Source organism: Paenibacillus sp. J31P190, from assembly GCF_059692075.1.
Genome location: NZ_JCAUAS010000020.1, coordinates 102,091 through 125,760 on the forward strand (window position 1 = coordinate 102,091; position 23,670 = coordinate 125,760).

Below are 23,670 nucleotides of genomic sequence, written 5' to 3' on the forward strand. Positions count from 1 at the left end.
ATGGTATTCCATAAAATAATGAAATTCAACATTTTTCTACAAAAATGAGGTACCCACTACGCAAAGTGTGTGATTTCACACAAAAAAGGCCTAATTGACTAATTTACTAGTTGCTAATTCATCCAGAAGCGAACGATAAAGCTCCTCTTTAGGCAAGATATCTACAGCAGCTTGGATCTTCTCTCTTGCCAATATATAATAAGTCCGATCCCCCGTCTTATTCCCTAGTAGCACGTAGCTTTTAGCGGATTCATATTTCACTGAATGTGACCATGGGAGAGCACGTTCAGCTCTTTCTAAATAAGCTCGGCCTTCACTTAGCTGCCCAGATAATACTAGATTCGTCCCCACCCTTTTACAGGTGTAGCCCCATTCAAACCACCCCAATACCGCAACCAACACAATCAAAGTACCAGATAAGATAACTTTTGAAAATGGAGTCTCCATCTTCATACGCCATGTAAATCTATTATTTATCGGAGTCTCTACAAAGCTTACTAGAAACAGTAGTAGCATAAACACCCATGGGAAGCTAAGATCAAAATCAAAGCCCGCATGCAGCAGGATAACCGTCACCATCACCATAGCTGCCTTCACCCAATAAAAATCTATCTCTCCGAGACTTTTTGCTTTGAAAAATCCCCATACTTTTAGGTAGAACCATCCTATCCACGCTAAAAAAGCCAGCAATCCAAGCAGCCCTATATCCATCGTAATTTGCAGAAAATGATTATGGACATATTTAACAAAGTACTCCTTGGATCGGTATAATTGTTGCAGAACAACCCATCCTCCACCGCCACTCCCTGTCCATCCATAATCCCTAATGATTTGTAGACTATCCTTCCAATATACAAGCCTTATTTGAAATTCAGATGTTTGGGGTTGAATGGACTGCACTCTGCTCCAGAAAAATAATGGATCCTGTTTGATAGTTGCGGCGATCACATAGCTCAAGAAATGAGCAAATGCGGTCCCCATCCATGCGGCTCTCTTTCTAAATTCCGGAAATAGGATCAGACTGATACATATAGATAATAACCATAGAATCCAAACAGAACGAGAAAATGTCAAGAGCAAGCCTGTTCCGCTGATAACTGCAAGCAATAAATACCGTTTCTTCTGCTTGCTTACGTAAAAGAAGAGTCCAGATAGAAGACCAATCAATAAAACAACAGCTAACGTATTCGCATACTCTATAGTAGATTCAAGACGTCCTTTTCGCTCTAAGTGCAGTAGAAGCCCCCACACGACGAGCCCAGCTGCAGCCCATGTCCATGACTTTAAATACCTGATTTTTTGTATTAGAGGTACTCTAATTACTATCAAAGCCCAAGGAACAAGTAAGCTAAACTTTGATGCTTCCAAGATGGCTTGCTCCCAATCAACGGCATAGAGAATAGACACCCCATACATGATTGCCATAAACACAATAAGAAAGTGAAATAATGAAAATTGAATTTCCTTGTCCCAAAATGCGAACACAGCAAACCCTGCTAGAAGAACAATAAATACAATAAGATAGCTCTGTTCGTAATAAAATCCCTGAAATAATGAGCCACTCCAGCATAGGAGCAATAAAAGCCCTGTCATCGTTTTCACTTTCATGTAACACCTCTGCTTATCTAACTTATCCCTCTACTATACAAGAAAACTGCCGATTAATCGGCAGTCACTTGGTCAATTTATTTAATTGATAAACCCAACTACCTGTAATAGTCTCTTCAACATCACAACCGCTTGTGCACGAGTGGCCTCGCTTTGTGGCGCAAAGTCAGATTCTGTCATGCCAGTAATTACTCCAACTTTCGTTACCTGAGCGGTAGAGTTTCGAGCCCAAGTACTTATTGCATCTTTATCCTGGAAGGAGGCTATTGGGCTCTCACTAACAGCATCAACAGATTTACCTGTAAATTTTAATGCCTTTGCGATCATAACAGCCATTTGTTCCCTTGTGAGCTTGGCATTAGGACGGAATGTACCATCCTCATACCCCTCGATTAGTCCCGCTTTAACGGCAGCACCGACGGTACCTTGGTACCAGCTTGCGGAATCAACATCCTTAAATTGCATACTGGACTTAACTTCATTTAATCCTAAAGCACGAGTAAGTAATGTCGCGAACTCGGCACGGCTTATCACTTGTTCCGGCGAGAATGTATTAGCTGCTGTTCCTTCAACCAATTGCTTTGTAGCAAGAAACTCTACATCTTCTTTTGCCCAATGCCCACTTAAATCTTTGAAGGTTTGTAGCCCTTGAACAACGGTGTAGATACTATTTGAATTTCGCTTTATCGTAACTTCCGTCTTACCGTTGATCGTTGTAAATATAGCCGGTACAAACATTAATTTACCGGTTGTTTCATCAAAGGTAACTGCGGAAGAACGATTTTCATTTAAAACTTGAGGAACTGTTATGGTTCTAGTCACATATATGCTGCCAAAGTTATTCATCTCATGTTTCTTGCCATTCGCCTCAGCAGTAATACTGAAGTCGACTAGGTCTGTTAACAATTTGACGTTCAGGCTTTTAGCTTTGTTTTCTATTTGTTCAGCTTTGCTCCCTGTAACTATCTCGATTTGAATGGTTAGAACAACATCTTTCAATGAAGCCCCCAATTGAGTAGCTAGCAAAGTTAAATCTATTAATTTTATAGGCAAATTATAGCTTGCCGATTCATTTTTAATGGAAATAACTGCGGAAGAGTCTTTAAATGAATCTGCTAGTGTGCCTACTGGCAATTGAACCTGAGATATCGGATCCGATCCTTCGATTTCTAGGCTTACTGTTTGTGCACCCTTGTCCTTGTCTTTGAGAAGACCCAAGGCTTTTCCTAATTTGTCGGCATCAAGAACGACTTTCGTTACCTGTTTGCCTTCTGAATTGGTATCTTTAGTTACGGTCGCTGCTCCTTTATCAAGCTTTACGCCATCTTTACCATCTGTTATCCCCGTACCCGGTGCAGGAGTTATAGGTCCTGTATTTCCCCCGACTGGAGATGTATCGTTTCCACCTTCACTGTTATCTCCAGGATCAGGACCAGAATCCCCGTTGTCTGGAATCGTTATTGGATCAGAACAGTTATCCATTGTGCCGTATGGCGATCCAGTACCATGATAACTCGGGGTACCCCCTGGAGTTCCGTTTCCAAGATTGATCGGGTAAAAATTCATAACACTACTACCAAGAAATAGATCGCCATTTCTTAGATATAACTTAGCCAGATAGTTCCCACTAGCCGGTAGCAGAAATTCATTGCCTCCACTTGTGTTCGAAAGATTAAGCTCATAGTTGTGGTTCTTAATCAGATTACTTGTAGTTTCAAAATAAAAGTAATAGTTACCTACGTATTTCAAACTACCTATACTCACAGATTCGTTGGTCGTAGTATCTTTTAATGCAAGATCAGAGATTGTGAATTGTGACTTATCGATTTGCGTGACAATGTTACTATTCCAAACACTATTATCATAAGGCATATATAATTCGACTCTGTTATCCCCATCTAATAGAGGAGTAAAAGATACTAATTTAGCTCCGCTCGGCATGTAGGATCCAGCAGGAATTTCTGAGAAGTATTGGTGCCCCGGCGATCTGTAAGCTCCGCTTGTAAAACGGTCTGGGCTATAATAGGAAACCGTTGAATCGCTCCAAACACTTTTACTAAGCTCTGTAGTTTGGTTACATACATTCATAACGATTTGGCTAGGCGCTTTATTAGGATTTAAGTTCAAATCATACTTAACCACTTTCAACAAAACATTGTTATCGTCATAGGTGGTATCTACAACAGTTCCGTATGTACTATAGGTTACATTAGTAACTCCTTGAGGGCTAGTAACTTGAATCGAGACCTTATTAGGATCATGAATATACACCTGACCGCTTAATTTCCCTGTAGTCGGGTTGTAAGTAAACCAGATGGTTTGTGCAGCATAGGATATAAGCGGCATAAACAGGGTAGCAACCATAACAACAGCAATTGACAAGCTTAACTTTCGTAATGACATGAATCTTAACAAAACAGCATCTACTCCTTTTTCTGTAAGTAATTTATCTATCAAAAAATAACCAAGCTCCAATGAGCGACCCGGCTATCATCCCATGAGGTATAACTCATGGCTTAGACCCGTGGCTTTGCGTCTCCATTTTTCAATGGGTTTGCCTTTGTTCGTTTATTGCTTGGTTATTAGATAATTTGGAGCTTAAAATTTCTTCTTCAAACGCACTCTTCCTAAATGATGTAAATCAAGCACTTCCTTCCTTTCTTTTTAGACAATAAAAAACCAAGCCCCTAAAGGTAACCCGGCTATCGTCCCATGAGGCATGACTCATGGCTTAGACCCGTGGCTTTGCGTCTCTATCTTTCGATAAATTTGCCTTTGTTCATTAATGCTTGGTTATTGGGTATATTCGCTCATTATTACTAGTCGTATAGAACCAACTATTTTCCATACTATTCCATAAAACATCAAATTTCAACACATTTCTACAAAAAAGAGGAAATCCATTTGCAAAGTGTGTAATTTCACACAAAATAGGGGGGGGCAATTTGACTAGCCGCCGCTCATAATCTCTGAGCGGTTATTTGTGTTGTTAGCGATACTGCGGCAGACAAAAAGAAAACCTTGCGAGGGTTAGTCGCAAGGCGATTCGGACGAATCATTTAGAAAACGTATTTTTGATTGGTGGGGTAGAGTCCCAGCTTATCAATTTAATATGGTACTTATTAAGTAATTCATCTGCACGGATTAATCTATTACTAGTAAATCTACCATTCCGTTCAATAATTAAAGCATCGGGAAAACCATGCCGATACTCCTCGCTATTTTCCAAATCACCCATATAATAGTTTGGGCTACCTGGAGAATAGTATATTTCTTGTGTTTGATTGACCTCTAGCAATGTTATTCTCTCATTCCCGCTAGCCAATCGTTTCTTCCACTTGCGATATTTCCCACGCCCTTCATCTGCACCAAAACCATCAAATTCACATATTAACGTATCTTGAATAACCTTTCGCTCTCCGTTAATTTCATATTCCAAACGATATGGAAACTCTCCGTATGTGATTTCAGGGCGTTGAGGGTTTGGTTCTGAATGAATTCCTATGAATATGAGAATCCAAGGAAAAGCAAAATACGCCACAGATACAAATGCCACAAATAATGGAATGCCTAGCAATAAAAATATTTTTACTTTCATTTACGAGCATCCTCCAACAAAGCACTTATTACTGAATCCATCGAGTGATTAGCTATTGCCACTATAAGCCGTTGTCCCAGTTGGTACTTCACCAAAAAGTCCGTTTAAAACTTCACCCGTAACAACATAATTCGTTACACTGGCGGTATAGTCCAGGTCACTTAAACCATATTCACTTAAATCTGGTTTTGCTGGATTAAATGTAATAGCATTTTTATTGTTGGCAACTGCATTTGCAACCGCCTCAGCTCCCCCTTTTGAATGCCCTACCATCGTTATTTCAGCATTCATATTGTTAGCCACAAAATACTCGGAATTTGAAATCGAGTCTTTCATGTCATTTGAATAACCAAATGGTTGTTGAAGATTATTGCCCCAATCCCCCCTTGTGCTAGTGCCTTTGTTAACTAGTGAGTATTCCGTCGTTCCATCTGCTTTGACACTTGAATATACACCTATTTTTAATCCCTCGTCATTTGTCAGAATGTCAATTATTGTCAGTCTATCAGCAACTGTTGTTTTATTTAGAACGTCGTCTTCTGTAGCACCATAAATGTTTTGTGCCATTACAGCGGCTTCCATCACAGTAGGAATATGTCCACTCGGATCAATATACCTCAGAGGATTGTTCCACACATAAGCATACCCATTCTGACTCTGCGGATTACCTAACGTCCCCTTATACGTATCCTAGCTAACTAACCGTGTTAATTCGTAAAAATGGACGGTGACTGTATTCCAATCGCCGCCCATCTGTTCCAATTATATCATCCTGCCTGTTTCAATACGACTGGCATGCTATACTCCGTCTTTTTCTTCATAAGTGCATACACCAAATCAACTAACTTTCTCATTATACAAATGATTGCCTGTGTCTTGGTCTTTCCTGCCGTCAACCGCTGTTGGTAATACTCATAGTAGTAGGGATTGTTAGGCTTACCGCTTCCTCTGGCTACATTAATCTGTCTGCAAGCCAGACGGTAAAACAGTTCGTGTAGCCTTCTGTTACCTTGCTTACACTTATAATGCTTATGTCTGTCGCCTGAACCAACTAGAATTGGTGCAATTCCTGTAAATCGGGCTAGCTTCTCAGGGCTTGTAAACCTGTCGATATTTCCAATCTCGGCTATGAATCCTGCAGCTGTGACCAACTCAATGCCATACATGGACTCTAGTTTGTACATAGTATCCTTCATCAGCACCGCCAACCGCTGTTCTATGGCTTCCAGTTCCTGCTTACAGTTACGTATACGCCGTATATGACTCTGGATGATAAAGTCTCTCTCCTGTTGGTACTCACACTTCGTAGAACCGTCTTTTTGGATTAGGTGCAGGATTTTCTCAGCAGATTTTGTTGAGCAGGCATAATTGCTTGGTACTAATAAGAACGCACGTAATGTTTCGACTGTGACCCCCCGAAACTCGCAGATCGCCAACGGAGTGTCTGCTGTTTCTTTTTCAAGTGATTCTTTTCTTGATTCTTTTTTACATGAGTATTACTTATGATTCTTATTAGTGAGACTGTCGGACGGCTAACAACAGACTCTAGGTCTTTCAGCCAGACTACCTGTCTTCCATAACCGAATCTATGTCAATATCGCGGACTCACAGTCTAAAGCACCTGTTTTGCACCCTATTACAGACCGTATGACGGTTATTGGGACTGGGTGTCCGCTGAAATGGCAGACAGAACATTATTGTCCGTTCACATCGAACGGAAACTGCTTCGCTAACTCCGTCCTCAAGAACTGAGCATAGCTGTCCAGAGTTTCCTTTTCAGCGAATTTGTCTATCGGCAGTCGTCTTTCATGAAGTCTTTGAAGTCTTACGATAAATCCCTTGAACTCGTCTCTCTTGACCATTGCTTGTATCCAAGGTGTCAATTTCCTTTCATTGACTTGCTTCCGAACGCTAGCGATAAACTCATGCGTCTTTTCACTCATCAGGAAATACGGGTGGCAATGGAAGTAGTTTGGCAGATAATACGTATTATTCTTCCTGTCCTGACTGACCAGTATCAGTTTCTTGTCCGCTAGTTCCTTTACAGCGCGCTCCACTGATTTTGAACTGCATGCGATATTTCTTGCTATCATTTCGATAGTCGGGTAGCACATGCTCTTATCGCTCATATACGCAATAAGGTCAATGAGTACCAACTTCTCATAGGAACTCAAGCTAATACACCGGATAAGTTTTATTGGAACTTTGACATAACCCTTGTGGTGGGACGTGAATTGACTTTCTTGACTTACCTCATCCATGTAGGCATTAGCGGCTTTGTTATTCTTAATCAACCAGTTATCTCTCATTTGCTTACCATCCCTCTTGTGGTTTGTTACCGCCACTCGGCGGTTTTGAAGTTGGGAAGGTGGCTAGCCTAAACGTACCTTACCTGTTATATATGAACTGGCACGTTACCAGATTGTCTTTACATGGTAATCATCGTTGCTTATTGCCAGATTGTTGCGAGTGATTATTAAATTCTCCTTACTATTCGTAGTCGGCTAATGTCGTACTGAAGTTGCGGGATGTTTTTCTTGGAAAAACCGCAAGAAAGCGAAGGTAAGGAATTTGGCATGAAATATGATGATAACAGGGGATTCTGATTCGGTAGGGAAAGAGGACGACGATGCAAATTGGGTATACAATTAAAGCCATAAGCTGTGCGTACACAGAAATTGACGGAATTTTGATACGGGGCTTTCGAAGGTTAAGTTCGTTGGAATGTGAATAGTAATTCACTAGGCAATGGGTGGGGTCTATTGAACCTGCCGCCGCTCATACTCTTTGAACGGTTATTTGTGTTGTTAGTGATACAGCGGCAGATAAAAAGAAAACCACCCTACGATGGTTAGTCGCAAGGTGGCTCGGAAGAATCATTTGGAAAAAGTATTTTTGACTGGTTGACTAGGATTCCAACTTATCAATTTTATATGGTTTTTACTAAGCAATTCATCTGCACGGATGATCCCCCCACTAGTAAACCTTCCGTCTTTCTCAATATACAAGGCATTTGGAAAACTACTGTCATTTCTATCGGTATCTAGATCGCCCATATAGTATTCCGCACTTCCGGGGAATAAGTATATTTCATTGGAGTCATTAACTCTAACTAACGTTACATTTTTTTGCCCACTAGCTAATCGTTGCTTCCATTTGCGATACTTGCCTCTCCCTTCATCTGCACCAAACCCATCGAACTCACATATTAGTGTATCTTCAATAACTTTTCGATCTCCATTAATTTCATACTCCAAACGAAATGGAAACTCTCCGTATGTGATTTCAGGGTGTGGAGGATTTGGTTTGCTATGAATGCCTATAAATAGGAGAAGCCAAGGCAAATTTAAAAATATGATTAAACCTAGTAACAGTAATGGAATACCTACTAACAATGTTTTTGAATTAATACTTATACCCCGCTTCCTGCAAAGCCATTATTACTGCACCCATACCATGATTATCAATTAGTTCATTAATATAATCCGATATACTATTATTATACCAAGCATGATATGTGTAATCATAGACTTTTGGCAAATATACCACGTTTCCAATTGAGGGCTCACCAAACACTGTATTTAATACTTCACCTGTAACTACATAATGGGTCATGGTTGCAGAGTAACTATCTTTGTCTAAAGCAAACATCCCAAGGTTTGGTTTAGCAGGATTAAATGTAATGGCATTCTTATTGTTCGCAACTGCATTTGCAATTGCTTCAGCCCCTCCTTTTGAGTGTCCTACCATCGTGATTTCACTATCTGAATGGCTAGCCACAAAATACTCAGATTTTTCAATTGAATCATCCATATCATCTGACATACCCAAGGGTTGACCAACATTATCTGCCCAATTTTCTGGTAGACTAGTACCTTTGTTAACCAGTGAGTACTCTTTTGTTCCGCCTAACTTGATTTTTGAGTATACGCCCATTTTTAATCCAAAGTCATTTGTTATGATGTCCTCCAGTCCCCATCCATTTCCATTCGATATTAATGTTCCTTTATCTTTATCGCCTGCACTATAAATATTTTCTGCCATTATAGCGGCTTCCATCACAGTAGGCTTGTATCCACTTGGGTCAACATACCTCAATGGATTATTATGCACATAAGCATACCCATTCTGACTCTGCGGATTACCTAACGTCCCCTTATACGTATCCTAGTTAATAAAGCGTTCCATACTAATAAAGAAGATGGAAACCTTTTCCAAGCCCCCGCCCCAAGTATATCATCCTGCTTGTTTGTATTGTACTGTCGGCTTAACGTACTCTGACTTGTTCTTCATAAAAGCATATACCACATCAACTAACTTCCTCATTATGCAAATAATTGCTTGGGTTTTAGTTTTCCCTGCCTCCATCTTCTGTTGGAAATAGTCATAGTAAAAGGGATTGTTGGGTTCTTTGCTCCCTCGCTTAGTTCCAATCTGTCTACAAGCAAGCCTGTAAAACAGTTCGTGTAACGTACGGTTTCCTTGCTTACACTTATAGAACTTCCCCTTGTCCCCCGACCCTCGAAAGACAGGAGCGATACCTGCAAATCGTGCTAGCTTCTCAGGACTAGAGAACCTACTAATACAGCCTATCTCAGCTACATAACCTGCCGCTGTGACCAATTCAATGCCATACATAGATTCTAACTTGTAGCCAGTATCCTTCATCAGTACTGCTAGCCGCTCTTCAATAGCCTGTATTTCTTCCTTACAGTTTCGGATACGTCTGATATGACTTTGAATAATAAAGTCTCTATCGGCTTGGTAATGCCTTTTGGTATTTCCGTCTGCTTGAACTATGCTTAGTATTTTCTCAGCAGACTTTATTGAACAAGCGTAATTGCTTGGTTTGAGAAGAAATTCCGGTCAATCGAAACTCGTACTCCTTCCATGTTCAGCCCCCAACCGAAATTTTTTAACGAATTTCGGACTATATTAGAGGGCAAGGTGGCTAGCCTAAAACGTATCCTTACCTGTATATGTTGACTGGTCGTCACCAGATTTCTTTCTTACACACTAATTATCGCTACAATGGTCAGTTAAGTTGCGGACAAAGTAACCTTCTTGATTACCGTACACACTATAATTGTCGTGCTATCCATCCTAGAAGGTGCGATTCAATGCCTTCTCACCCTCAATATCGTTGCAAGGTATTCTACAGTTGCGAATAATTTTGAAAAAAACGCGAGAAAACGAAGATAACAAAAAACAGGTCAATCATGGTGGTATCTGACCATAATTGACCTGTTCAATGTAACGCAAAAGCGGTATTTAGGGTATAATATTCAAGCTTTTTTGTGCGTACAAACGAAATGAAAAAATCTTAATAGCGGTATTACAAGGGTTATGTTAGTTATTTTTACAATGGTAGCTTCATTCGGCACTGGGTGGGGTCTATCGAGAAGCCGCCGCCAATACCCACTGTATGGTTAATTGACGTTCCTACCAATGAAGCGGTGGATAAATAAAGAATACCACCCTACGATGGTTAGTCGCAAGGTGGTTGAAGACAATTGTACTTAATTAAGTTATTCAGACTTATTATTTTTAGTCTTTTTCATTAATTCTAAGAACTCATTACTCATTTTTATTGATACAGCTTTAGGACTTTCTAATTGCTCTTCGAGTCGTACTTTAAAACTCAAGATAAAATCAGTAAATGATTGAGCAATAAGATAAACATTATCCCACAACTCTTGAATGGAGGGGTTCATACGCTCTTGTTCATGATCCCAATAGTAAATTCTCCCCCAAGTTTCTTCACCTACTCCAATACAGAGTTGATCTCCACCTGGACTCTCAGCTATTGGGATTAAAGACGTTGGTATACGTCCATTATAGCGGTCAATAATTCTGAACAAATTACTTTCTCCTTCATGAAACCCGTAAAAGTTAACAATTCCTTCAGTACCATCCGATCTCGCCGTAGGATACTTATTCAGCAATGGGAAACATATCTCCTGGGTAAAGTTTACACTTCCAAATTCCACAAGAAATTCCGAGTAGTCAATTGGTAATTTAATATTATATTTCTGTTCAGTCTGCAAAATTAATTCTTTAGGAAAAGTACCAAATCTACCTGTAATCCCTAGCTCTTTAAATTTATCTTTGATATTTTCAAATTTACTTTCCAATCTAGCTACCTCCCTCTTAAATCGGATGCTGAACCAATATGTGGTATATTTCCATGTAGTTTTGAAGGAATTAATTGAATTGTATTATCATCAAGATGATGAGGAGTCAACTCATTGTCTATAAGCCATTGCTTTGCCTTAGTTTTATTTTCTAAACCCAGGATGTCTTTAAGTTCGTTGTACACTACCTCAAAATCATCTTTAGTTCCATTAAGTTTACCACTTTCGAATGTAAGATCAAGTCTTGACCAAGGAGAGAAATTAGGTCGTCCATTTATAAATTCAACACCTGCATCACCAATTATCTCTTTAACTTCTGCCTTATCAGAATACCATTTACCACTGCCACGTGTTCCTTCCCAATAACCACCAGTCTTCGGCATTCTTGTCTTGGGAATACCTCTGCCTAGTCCCATTAATAAAATTTCGTCTTCTAGGGTTTGTGGAGTAAAATTTGCATCGTAGATTGCTTCCCCTTCAGCACGGTCAGGGTCATAGCTCGTAATACCTCTTGCCTCATCTATTTTCTTCCACGCTTTTGTCCACAAGCCAAATGTACTATCATCGACTACTGAATCTAAGAATCCTGATACTTTATCTAACCAATCATGCCCTGAAGGGTCAGTGCGAATCAAAGGATTATTTCCCACATACGTATACAAATTTAAACTCAGCGGATTATCAATCTGCCCCTTATACGTATCCTCACTAACAAACCGCCCTAACTCCGGCTTATAGTATCTCGCTCTAGCATACGACATACCGCTATAGTAATCATACCCTAATCCTGTATAACCGAAAAGGTTATCCGGTCCCGGCCAATTGACATCGAATTTCTTGGCATCCGTAGGGATTCCAAATTCGTCATAGTGGTAACGTGATGAGACGCGGCCATCCTTCTCAATTAAGCCTACTGCGCTACCTAGTGCATCGTTAAGGTACCACAATTTTCTTGGCGCTACGCCCTTTTCAGCTCCTGCTGTACCATCATGAGGATCCCAACCATTGTTGGCATCATAGGCTGGTAGATACGTCATGGAGATCCGTTCTCCGCCAGCTCCATAAGTATAGGATTCTTTCCAGCGGTAGAAGTCGTTAGATCCGCTTAACTGATCTTTATCCGTTACTTGAAGTGGTTCGGGATTCGCCAAGCTTACATCATTGGTATAGTTGAACTCCCAATGCTTCTTCTTGAATTGCTTCTCCCAGCCTTCACGCGGGCCTCCCGGGTGCATGTCTGGGTATGGCTCTTCTACCTGTCCACATTTCTTTGCTAGACCCGGAGGAATGAAGCCTGGCGGTACTTCATGGCAGTTATTTTTGCCATTACCATTACCATTACCATTATTGCCATTGCCGTTTCCGTTGTTTCCATTACCATTGCTATTACCTTGTCCGTTTCCACTTACGCTGTGATCCGTTGGACCATGTTCCACGTCCACGATCATCTTCGTCCGATTGCCATCTCCATCGTAGAAGAATTGCGAGATATCTTTCTTCGCGCTGCGATGCTGCTTCAGGCGATTAGCCGAATCCCAGATGTATTCTTCCATCAACTCTGGGGAAGAATTGCTGCTTGCACTTCGTATGGACGGGTTACTACCATATACACCGTTTGTAACCGATCCTGATCCATACACTTGGCTAAGAACCGTTGGACTGATCAAGCTTGTTATTGCCTCATCATCCTCGTCATCTTCTAGGCCCATTACGCGTAACAAATTGCCTCGCGGATCATAGGTGAAGTCCTTGTAGTTGCTTCCGCTTTGCCAATGAAGCAGCTTATCTGCGGGATCATACGTATAGGTTTCGGTATTCGATAACGAATCCCATACACTCTGTTTCGCTAGACGATTGCCTATCGCGTCGTAGCTGTAGTTCGTTAACGATGGCGTTGCAGCCGTCCGATCATTGTATTGCTTCACTTGTGTTAATTGATTAAGCGCATCATAAGCGTATTCGGTAATCATCGATTCCTGATGTTCGCCGCTATCCGAATCATCTTCATCGTTACCGTCTTCTACTCGTTCCAATCGTGAACGATTCCCTACAGGGTCATAAGCATATCGGAGATCCTCTACGACTTTACCAAATTGGTTCGCATGACGTAGCTCCCGTACTTGACCAAGCACGTCGTAGCTATAGGTACTGATTCCTTCCGTCGACAGCTTTTTCTGAGTCAGCAAGCCACGCTTGTCGTACGTGTAGCTGGTGGTTAAACCACTTGCATCGGTGACACCAGTCATGCGATCCATGAGATCATACTGGTAGGTAACGGCAGTCTGATCTGGATACACGACTTTGCTGCGCTGCCCGGTTGGTGTCCACTCATAACCGATGGTCTGGTTGGCGCCATTCGTAACCCCAGTCAGACGATTCAATGCATCATATGCATATGAGGTCGTTCCGGTTGAATCGTTCATGGAAGTGCGTCGACCGATGGTATCGTACGCATAGTTGACCTTTTTCCCATCGGAGTAGCCGATTTCCTTTAGTCGATTCATCGGATCATATTGATAGGCCGTTAGTTTGTTATCCGGATATTTAATATGATCCACATTGCCGTTGCTATCATAGCTTAATTGTGTAAGTTGATCTAAGGGATTTTTCTGTTTAACAAGTTGATTTCGTTTATTGTACTCGTATCCCGTTACCCGCATGAGAGCATCGGTTTTACTCGTTATATTCCCTACAGCATCATAGGTATAGCTAGTTGTTGCTTGTAAGGCATTCGTTACCGACGTTAACCTGCCAAGCGGATCATAGCCATAGTTTGTTGTTTGCTGTTTGGCGTCGGTGATGCTTTTCAAACGCCCTAGCGGATCATAATTCATCGAGGTTGCCTGGTTCATCGCGTCTACAATCGACGTAACAAAACCTAAGGCATTATAACCATACTGAGTCGTCGCTCCCAACTCATCCGAAGATGTGCGGACTCGACCCAATTCATCTCGCTCTAGAGATGTCGTATTACCAAGTGGATCCTTCGTGCTTGTCAACAATCCACGAGCATCGTAAAACATCTCCCACACAGCGCCACCCGGTTTGATCGTCTTGGTTAAACGTCCGGCTTTATCATATTCAAAAGATGTTGCGAAATTCAGCGCATCCGTCACTTTAATTAAACGGCCTACTGCGTCATAGCCATATTTTGTGCCATGGCCTAATGCGTTCGTTTCATTAATTAAGCGGCCCACGTGATCATACGTATAGGTAGTTATAGCGCCTGAGGCATCCTTTACTTGATCAGGTAAATTCCGTTCATCATAATGAATCTCGGTAATGCCGCCCTTCGAATCCTTGGTCCAAGTGAGATTGCCATTGCCGTCATATCTGAATTCCGTCACTAACATAATGTCTTGACCTTGTTCGTTCTTATCCTTAACGATCATGGTCTCCATACGGTTGACGTTATTATATAGATACTCGGTCTCCGCTCCATTAGGAGCTACTTTCCGCTTCATATTTCCTACAGCATCATAAAAGAACTCCGTCGTATTGGAGAGATCGTCCGTCACGGTTTTGATGCGATTAAATTCATAGGTGAAGTGCGTTTCTGCACCGGCAGCATCCTTATGGTATTTCAGATTGCTGTCTTTATCGTATTGAAACTCTTCCCGATTATGAAGTGCATCAATCTTGGCTATGACACGGTCACGCGAGTCATATTCCATTGAACTGACTTGACCCAATGCGTCCACAATATCCGTTACGCGATTGAGACCATCCCGTTGTAAGTGCTTCTTGTAGCCAAGAGGATCAGTTACAAATTCTACAAATCCATTACTGTAGTTAGAAAGCACCACGGTCTCGTCCTTGGGATTCACGATGCTAGTTGGTACGCCACGCCCATCACGGTTAATTTGGCTTAACTCACCCAGAGCGTTTGTGATGGTATCCATATTGCCCTTGCCGTCATACCCGATGATGGTTTTGTTTCCAAGAGCATCCGTAATTTCATCTGGTTTGTTGAAGGCGTTGTAATGCATGGTTGTTGTATGGTTTAGTGGATCAATTGTTTGAAGCAGATTGCCATTAGGGTCATAGATGTATCTCCACGAATTGCCTCTACGATCTATTTTGAGCGTCATATTGTCGTTACTGTCATATTCAAAACGTTCTGCGGTTCCATCTGGGTAATGGATGGCGGTCTGGCGGAAGCGTTCGTCAAATTCGAATGTTTTTAATCTTCCCAACGGGTCTTTCGTGACGGTTCGACGTTCCTCTGGGAAATACTGGACTTCTCCGTCTGCACCGTAAAAATCTCGTTGGAAAATAACCCGGCCCTGCTCATCGTACTCGTTTTTAAGCGTCGCCGTATGGTTCGGATTGTCGATTTCCTCCAGCTCATGCTTCTTATTGTATCTGAAACGGATTGTGCCTTCATCCGGCAGCCGGATCGATAACAAATCATGGTTTAGTTCATCGTATTCATACACGATCTGCCGGCCAAGCTGGTCAGTGATGGAGGCGATTTTGCCACCCTTCAAGTAATCGAAGGTCATGCTGGCACCTTCGGTCTCTACTTTCATCAGCATCGTGTTGGTGTAGTTCAATCGGGTCTCGTTCCCATTCGGGTCCTGAATCCGGTACAGCATGCCGTCCTGACGGAATAAATAGCTTAAACCCTGTGGCGTTTCCAGCTTAAAAGTGCCATCCGATAATTTGCTCAGTTGATCATACGTACCAGCAGGTGTCGTATAATTGCCGTTCGCGTTCGGCGTGTACAAATAGGCAGCGCCTTCCGGATTGATGAGGTACAGCTTGCCATTCTCCCGATGCTCCAAACGCCATTCGTACGTATGATGCCAGCCGTAACCCACTGCACCGTCGTATGTATCTCGGCTGTGATAAGTGACTCCGAATTCCAGCGGCATGACCGCCTGCAACGAAATATTCGTATGGTGAAACGAAAAATCTCCAGTAGCCAAATTGATCGGATCCCACCAAGATGGAACGTTGGAGCCTCTATCGTGGGTGATTTGTTCGCGTTTCAAATCATCCCGAAACTCTTTATAGGAGATTTCCCCCGCTAATTCGGGTTCAGGAATAATTAAGTTCCAGCCGATCGGGATCGTACCCGGACACGTTTGACCGTCGTTGCAAACACTTAATGTGCGGTTCTCGTTATAAGGCGGATCATTGAAAGGCTTGATAAGGTTATAAATAGCGATTTTATTGACACCGTCAACGACTGCCGGCACGCTCTTGGTTTTGTAGTAGTACCCGGCAAGCGCCTCCCAAGTAATGTTCCACTCCGGTGCTAAGTAGCGCAAAAACCTAACCGGTTCAGACATTCCCGATTGATTTTTGCTATCGTCTTCCGTATTGAAATACGGATTGGAGGGTAGACGCTTTGCATGCCCGGTAATCGTTGCGATCTCGTATTTGTTTAACTCAATCTCGTAAGTCCATTCCCGAACGTAGTTCTCGGGCTTGTTGTCATCCCGAAGCGGAAAGGGTGGGTCCGGGAGTGGGTTTGGGTTTTTGATTGGGTCTACGTTTCTTTTTTCTAAATATTTCAAAAAATCTTTCCCCTTCGACCACTTTAAATGCGTCCCTTCATTATTTCCGGGCGAATCGAAAGGCACGATAATAGGAGGGGGCTGAATGTGATCCCCGGGAACCTGGCGATCTTTCTCATCTCTTTTGAAGTATTGGATATCTAAGAAAACCTCGGTTCCTCTCTCGGCTACCCCACGTATCACATGTGTGGTTTTCGTCAGGTCCTGGTTAGGGGCAACCTCGATATACCCCGGCGCAGGAGGATTCGGGTTCTCTACCGTCACATTGATTTGACCGAAAAATTCCCGAAACTCGTCTAGTGGCGTAGCACAAACCGTGTGGTTACCGAGGGCTGCCGGCCTGTCTCCGAAATGTCCGTCCCAAAAATACATGTAATGCAAGGGCACTGTGCCTTGATTCACTGTCGCAATATGATCGATAGGGTACGGTTCGGGAATTTCTTTCGGTGTAGGTGGCCCTGGTGGATTAGGGATGTAGATCGTTTTCTTTCCTGGTCTGCACGTATCGACCGAAGTACTGTGCTCTTTATCTGAATACTTCCAAGTAATGGCTGTCCCTTCCCTATAAACCGTATTAAATGTGATCTCATTTGCGTCCATACTTGCCTCTGCGTGCGCTTTCTTTGCACCTAACCCCGGAAATATCGGGATTCCAGACAAAGCAATTGTGATCGCAAGTGTAGAAGCGAATATACTTTTCCATTTTCGTTTCATTTATTTACGACCTCCTTGTGATTGAATTCAATTTACAGCTTTTGTTGCCGATCCAAGAATCTATAAATAATGGCCGCCGCTTCAGCACGGGTCGAAGTCTGCTTTGGCTTTAACTTGCCATCGCTGCCTTCGATCAATCCATCACGGGTCAATAGTGCAGCATAAGAGCGAGCCCAATCGCTAAGTTCTCCAGAATCGCCGTAACTTAGTCCCTCGGTTATCTCAGATTCACTCAGGGGTCGAGCCGCCGGCTCCTGCCCCATCGCTCGGGCAAGCATAACAATCATTTGTTCGCGAGTTAATGATCCATCGGGCTCAAACCGCCCGTCACTCCCTTCGACAAGACCGAGCTTTGCCGCCCTCTCGATCCAGCCCGCCGCCCAATGAGTGGCATTCACATCGGCAAAAGTGCCACCTTCCACCTTGCTTGGCTGTTCACCAAGTGCAGCAGTTAGAAGCTTGACGAACTGTGCCCGTGTAAGCACCTCATCCGGTGCGTATTTTGTCTCTGTCATGCCATTAACTATACCTCGTGCAGCCAATGGCTCGATCACTTCCCGAGCCCAATGTCTCTCGGCATCGCGAAAGGACACGTCGTTCAAAATTAATGCATAGACGCCGGAGCTCGGAATATCTGCTGTAACCATCGATCCCGATAGTTGCCCATTTAGTCGAATCCATGATTGGGTTATATCATCAAAACGGTAAACTAACAGTTTCCGCTGCTCAAGTAGCGTTAATGCTACCGAATCATAGCCAAAAGCCAGCTTGAGATTGCCGGGGTGCTCGCCTTCAATTCCAGATACGGACCAAATGCCAGAAACAAACTGTAAGTGATGGCTACCATTAGCAGCGAGCGCCCACGCATCTTGTTTCTTTTCGAGCTTGAGTCTCACAGAAGTATTGCCCGTTAGAACACCTTTCGCCACCGTTAGCTTAACGCGACCGTCCAAGGCATCAAGCTCTCCGCCCTCAGAGCCAATCATTTTCGATACGTCGGTCTTTGACGAAGCAGCCTGACCATAACCACCCGAAACCGGCTGAGTCACAATCCGCGTCATTGTGCGGTATGAAATCATCCCATCCAGACGCTTCAGAACAAGCTGATTCTCAACAAATGCGTACGCATTAAAGGCCGTACTCCCCCGTTCCATCGCATACGTCTCATTGAGAAGCAGATTAACTCCGTTCAGCTGTGGTGTCCCGCCTTGATCCTGAATCCAAGCCGCATACTCATCGCCGATATAGAGTCGCGGATATTCGCTACCTTTTTTCGTTTGCGGGGTCAAATCCTTTAGTACCGGATCGTTTGGATTCGACACATCGAGCAGGATGATTTTTGTGCGGAATTCCGAATCGGATTGTTTAATGATCGCGTAGGTTCCATTGAATGCAGAATCCATGATGAACTGACCTCTAGGCAAAGGTAACACCGAAATCGTGTCTGCTATAGCCAAACGATGAAGACTTAGCCCCCCGTTTGCTACATTCGTAAACAGCACCTTCCCTTTGGAAACAATTGGATAACGCCCACTGCCGAACTGTGTTTCTTTATTGAGGCTAAGGTTGTAATGATACATCTTATAGTCCGTCGACTCGAACCAAACGATATCCTCCCCATCCATCGAGAGGCGGGGGATACTCCCCATATTGCTGCTGAGTTGCTTCTCTGTACCTTCAGAGATCTTAATCCCCCAGACCGTCCACCCTCCGGTATCTGGACCACTCGTACGACGATCTATCCACGCAACATACACCGAGCCATTTACAGATTCCGAAACAACCGGATCAGACTTCAACGAATCAGCTGTAGTTAATTGCTTCGTTTCTCCTGATTGCAAGCTGCGGTAAAAGACTTGCGGGATCCCCTTGTCGTCACCTTGCATCCAGACCATGTGTTGACCGGATACATAAGTTCGTTCATCTGGAGCCTTAACCAGACTTACTTGGTCGGTTGACTCGTAGCGTACTTCTGCCCAAGACGATGTCGGAAGCATCACCAAGGTGAACATAAGCACAAGTGTCAGTGATAACCACTGGTATGATTTACACAAAAATTGTTTGATCCACATTTAACTTCTCTTCCTCTCTTTTAGCCAATAAAAACCCAAGCCCCTAAAGGTAACCCGACTAACGTCCCATGGGGTGCGACTCATGGCTTAGACCGATGGTTTTGCGCCTCCACCTTTTGATGGATTTTCCTTTGTTCAATGTTGCTAGAACTATAATCTCACTCGTTCTAAGCTTCAGGCTTACCCTGTTTAAATTTCCCTTGGAATTTCACAGTGCCGTTTTTATCATATAAAGTGCCTTGTCCATCAGGAAAACCATTGATAAAGTCTCCTTCGTAACGTTCCCCGTTCTCGTAATAATACGTTCCCTTTACAAGATAGTAATGTTCGTACTGACCTTCGGCTTTCAGATTTCCGTTCTCATAATACTCTTTACCAACACCATTCCGGGCACCTCCCACGAATGGTCCTACATAAGACTTAGCTCCTGATGGATAATAATCAATCCCATTGCCATTCCGATTGCCTTCCTTATATTCTCCTTCTCGTTGAAGAAGGCCATTGGCATCATATTCCTTACCATTACCATCTTCCCTACTTTGTAAAAAACCACCCTCATATTTCAGCTTTCCGCCCACATAATATTTTCCATGTCCGCTGAAGTAGCCATCTTTCATCCCTCCCTCATAAACTGGACGGCCTTGGATGTACAACTTACCTTTGCCCGTAAGGCTTCCAAAAACCTCCTGACCCTCGTACTTCAAAAACCCGCTGTCATCGTACTTACGAATAACGCCGTTAGGCAATCCCCTCGTAAATTGCCCGGTAATAATCTCACCCGTACGATCTTCTCCGAACAAGAAGCCTTCGAAATACATAGTGCCCCAACCCGTAACCTCATCTTTTTGAAATTCAGCATCGTACCAAAGCGATCCGTCATTGCGGTAAAGCTTGCCTTTCCCATTCATCTTGCCGTCTTTGAGCTGACCTTCGTACATTACCTTACCATCTTCGTAAAACAGCTTTCCTTCCGTACTTGCGTCATACAGGTATACAGCCTTCAAGTTGGCATCCCATACTACTTTGCGACCCGTTGCTTCACCGACAAAACGCAGCGGAACGAACGTATAGCCTTTATTTGAATAGGGTGCAACCGGCATTTCGATGGATTGCTCATTGGTGGATGCTGATAAGCTCCCCAGCTGCAAGCTGAGCGATTGTCCTTCCTTTTGTCCCGTTACCCTCCGTGCGTTTTCGTCCCATTGAATGGTTAAGCCCAGCTTTTCAAAAATAGTACGAAACTCAACCGTCGTGTAATTGTCATGCAGAGCAGGCTGCTCGTTAAATTTCAGTTCTTCTCCGTCAAGAAATACGCGAATCGGATCCTCCGCAATAGTTTGCTTGATTCTCTTGTTCACCCAGTACTCGCGCAGAGGAACATCGGCAATGTCGTGTAGAAAGATTGCATAGATTCCCGGTTTCTCAATTGCTGTATGAATCACATTTGAATTGTCCCCCAATAGCCCCCCCATATAAATCCATGAGTCAGACTCCAGTCGGAAAATGCCAAGCTTATCCCGAAATTTATGCGGTACTCTGCTCTCCATATAAGACATATTAAGCTGGATTTCTAACACCGTTTGATCCGGAAAATCGATATTCCACGGCAAGCTGACCATCATCTGTCCGCTCTGCATCGCCTTTGTGAGTTCCAAATTCTTGTCTTCCGCTGGTGCCAGCTTAATTTTGCCTAAAGTATCCTCGAATGCATATGGCGGCACGTCCAAGCTCACACTTTTATCCGAGGATGCAGGATGACCCTCTACTTGAGAATTTCCTTGTCTAAGTTCTTTGTATGTAAGCCCTTCTTTATAAAACCGTGTATCAAATTCAGCAGCTTGTGGCCTTTGCTTGACATCTGGTACAGCGGACGCAAGAGTTTCTTTCTTCGCCGTGGGTGTACCGCTTACTTGCAGCGAACTCAGCAAAATATTTCCGTCATTGCCCTGAAGTGCGACTTGATCATTGTAAATTCCGATCAGCTTAGACTCTGTGGTTTCGTTCGCGATAACGATTGATTCCCCGTATGTAAGCTCTCCAGCAGCAATCTCACTTTTCCCTCCATCCTCCGATGCTTGCCTCCAGACGATGAGATTGCTGCTAATGGCAAGCATCGTAGGCCAGGAAGTGTTTTTATCCATTTTCTTTTGGGCTAATACAGTAGGTACCGCATTCAGCTCATCCACATTCATCATTCTGACTTGAACTGTGTGTTCGTTAACTTGTTGCGTCCAGACGACCACTTTTCCGTTGAACTTAAAATTGATAATATATCCATCTACTGGATCCTTTATCGTCCTCGTTGTGCCTGAAGCGCAGTCATATAACAGCAAACTTCCTTTCTCATCCTGCATGATGATTTTCCCGTCCGCGACCTGCGGATAACGCCCTTTAACTAACTGTTTCGTTTGTTTCGACTCTAAATCGTAAACATATATGTAGCTGTCCGTCTTATTCATATAAGCTGCATATCGCCCGTCTGTCGTGAGGTTTTCAACCATAGTATGGTTTATAATCGACTCCGACTCACCCGTACGGAGGTTATGCAGCACCACTTCACGCCTATCGGCGAAATAAACTGCATAATCGCCTCCTGCCCATAGATCAGTTTTGTTTGTTTTCGTGTCGGTCAGCTGTTTCGTTTCCCCCGTGTCCAAATTACGGTAGAATATTTGATACAAATTCGTTGCATCACTACCAATCCAAACCAGGTCATCGCCTGAAATGAATGAATTATTATTAGATTTACGTACAGGGGCAGGATGAGAAGTTTGTGTATCCATAACCGTCACCGTCTGGTTAGCTAAAGCTGTATTCCCCTCTCCTAGAGTTGAGAGCAACATGGCCATTAAGCAGCCTAATACCATTTTTTTAAAATGTGTTTTGATCATTTCTCCAGCTCCATTCCTATAGAAAGCTTTTTTAGACAATAAAAAACCAAGCCCCTAAAGGTAACCCGGCTATCATCCCATGAAGTGTGACTCATGGCTTAGACCCGTGGCTTTGCGTCTCCACCTTTCGATGGATTTGCCTTTGTTCATTATCGCTTGGTTTTTAGGTATTTTTACTCATTCGATCTAGTTATTTAGAACTGACTGTTTTCCATATTAATCCACGTTATTTCAAAATTCAACACTTTTCTACAAAAAAGAGGAAATTTACACACAAAGTGTGTGCTTTCACACAAAAAGGCCAACCGGATGTTCCGGTTGACCCTAAACTCTGGCAAATCATTTAAACATTCTCTCTATCTAGCAAATAGACTTTCACGTTCTTTTTCACGCCAAAATCCTGAGCCTCATTCAAATCATTCATGAACACGTCAATTCTCGAACCGCGAATAGCCGAACCAATATCCTCCGCTTTACGAATGCCGATACCTTCAATAAACACCGTAGATCCTAAAGGGATTACAGCAGGATCCACTGCGATCGTGCGTCCTTCTTTGGCTTTAAGACCGCTAAATGTGATGCCATACATGGGATGGGAAGCCTTTTTGCCTGTTGATTCAAAGCCCGCCGTATAAGCTGTAAGGGTTGTGTTCAACACTTTTTTGATAATTTTCTTTTGACCATTTGGTAAACCAATCTCTGATTCATTCTTTGGAATCGTTAAACTTTGACCAATCGTTAGCTGATTCGGATTTTGAATATTGTTAGAGTTGATAAGATCATCTACGGTTACGCCAAAATCACGTGCAATTTTGAACAGCGTATCGCCTCGGTCCACTTGATACTGCGTCCTAGGCTGAGCTAGTTCAGCTTGAGCTGTTGCTTCTACAGGGCCTGCATTTCTTGCCATACTATACGTAGGAGGTAATTCCCCCCCATCTTCACTTTCAGGGTACGAATAGGCGGGCTGCACCTGCCACAAACAAAGCAGCAAAGGCAGCATCAAAGTAGCATAAAGAATTTTACGAAACATAGTAGTTCCTCCTCTTAAAAAATAGTAGAGTTATAGCTACTAGATTCGTCCAATTCGAAGATTTATATACGTCTCTTAATCATTTTTTCATATTT

14 protein-coding genes and 4 riboswitches are annotated in these 23,670 nt (G+C 42.9%); all 14 genes read right to left on the minus strand.

The annotated features are described in order from the left end of the window. Positions 1 to 90 precede the first annotated feature (90 nt). The 14 genes from AC58U0_RS27745 to AC58U0_RS27810 all read right to left on the minus strand — a co-directional run bounded on the left by AC58U0_RS27745 (position 91) and on the right by AC58U0_RS27810 (position 23,575). Complete coding sequence (locus tag AC58U0_RS27745; protein WP_497382088.1) at positions 91 to 1,608, minus strand: O-antigen ligase family protein; 1,518 nt, start codon at positions 1,606 to 1,608, stop codon at positions 91 to 93. A gap of 81 nt (positions 1,609 to 1,689) precedes the next feature. Next, a complete protein-coding gene (locus tag AC58U0_RS27750; protein ID WP_497382089.1) occupies positions 1,690 to 4,065 on the minus strand; it encodes an S-layer homology domain-containing protein in 2,376 nt (791 codons plus the stop codon). Positions 4,066 to 4,082: 17 nt separating this feature from the next. Continuing rightward, positions 4,083 to 4,177: riboswitch (cyclic di-GMP riboswitch) on the minus strand. A 120-nt stretch (positions 4,178 to 4,297) separates the two neighbouring features. Further along, positions 4,298 to 4,392, minus strand: a riboswitch (cyclic di-GMP riboswitch). Between the two features lie 271 nt (positions 4,393 to 4,663). Continuing rightward, on the minus strand, positions 4,664 to 5,206 hold the full coding sequence (locus AC58U0_RS27755; RefSeq protein WP_497382090.1) for a hypothetical protein: 543 nt from the start codon (positions 5,204 to 5,206) through the stop codon (positions 4,664 to 4,666). 48 nt (positions 5,207 to 5,254) lie between these two features. Further along, positions 5,255 to 5,773: a Tle-like phospholipase domain-containing protein gene (locus tag AC58U0_RS27760; RefSeq protein ID WP_497382091.1), complete on the minus strand. Its 519-nt coding sequence runs from the start codon at positions 5,771 to 5,773 to the stop codon at positions 5,255 to 5,257. A gap of 200 nt (positions 5,774 to 5,973) precedes the next feature. Beyond that, positions 5,974 to 6,642, minus strand: a complete 669-nt coding sequence (locus AC58U0_RS27765) for a transposase (protein WP_497382092.1) — start codon at positions 6,640 to 6,642, stop codon at positions 5,974 to 5,976. A 258-nt stretch (positions 6,643 to 6,900) separates the two neighbouring features. Next, positions 6,901 to 7,515: a helix-turn-helix domain-containing protein gene (locus AC58U0_RS27770; protein WP_497382093.1), complete on the minus strand. Its 615-nt coding sequence runs from the start codon at positions 7,513 to 7,515 to the stop codon at positions 6,901 to 6,903. A 567-nt stretch (positions 7,516 to 8,082) separates the two neighbouring features. Continuing rightward, a complete protein-coding gene (locus AC58U0_RS27775) occupies positions 8,083 to 8,463 on the minus strand; it encodes a hypothetical protein (protein ID WP_497382094.1) in 381 nt (126 codons plus the stop codon). A 148-nt stretch (positions 8,464 to 8,611) separates the two neighbouring features. Beyond that, positions 8,612 to 9,250, minus strand: a complete 639-nt coding sequence (locus tag AC58U0_RS27780) for a Tle-like phospholipase domain-containing protein (RefSeq protein WP_497382095.1) — start codon at positions 9,248 to 9,250, stop codon at positions 8,612 to 8,614. 192 nt (positions 9,251 to 9,442) lie between these two features. Continuing rightward, on the minus strand, positions 9,443 to 9,874 hold the full coding sequence (locus tag AC58U0_RS27785) for a transposase (RefSeq protein ID WP_497382096.1): 432 nt from the start codon (positions 9,872 to 9,874) through the stop codon (positions 9,443 to 9,445). 860 nt (positions 9,875 to 10,734) lie between these two features. Next, a complete protein-coding gene (locus AC58U0_RS27790; protein ID WP_497382097.1) occupies positions 10,735 to 11,340 on the minus strand; it encodes an SMI1/KNR4 family protein in 606 nt (201 codons plus the stop codon). 5 nt (positions 11,341 to 11,345) lie between these two features. After that, positions 11,346 to 17,579, minus strand: coding sequence for a DUF6531 domain-containing protein (locus AC58U0_RS27795; protein WP_497382098.1), 6,234 nt, complete (start codon positions 17,577 to 17,579; stop codon positions 11,346 to 11,348). Positions 17,580 to 17,611: 32 nt separating this feature from the next. Further along, positions 17,612 to 19,651 carry an S-layer homology domain-containing protein gene (locus tag AC58U0_RS27800; RefSeq protein WP_497382099.1) on the minus strand — a complete coding sequence of 680 codons (2,040 nt, stop codon included), beginning with the start codon at positions 19,649 to 19,651 and terminating at the stop codon, positions 17,612 to 17,614. A 45-nt stretch (positions 19,652 to 19,696) separates the two neighbouring features. Then, a riboswitch (cyclic di-GMP riboswitch) is annotated at positions 19,697 to 19,791 on the minus strand. Positions 19,792 to 19,818: 27 nt separating this feature from the next. Beyond that, on the minus strand, positions 19,819 to 22,542 hold the full coding sequence (locus AC58U0_RS27805) for a stalk domain-containing protein (RefSeq protein ID WP_497382100.1): 2,724 nt from the start codon (positions 22,540 to 22,542) through the stop codon (positions 19,819 to 19,821). A gap of 56 nt (positions 22,543 to 22,598) precedes the next feature. Continuing rightward, positions 22,599 to 22,693: riboswitch (cyclic di-GMP riboswitch) on the minus strand. Between the two features lie 192 nt (positions 22,694 to 22,885). Further along, a complete protein-coding gene (locus AC58U0_RS27810) occupies positions 22,886 to 23,575 on the minus strand; it encodes a 3D domain-containing protein (protein WP_497382101.1) in 690 nt (229 codons plus the stop codon). Between the last annotated feature and the right edge of the window lie 95 nt (positions 23,576 to 23,670).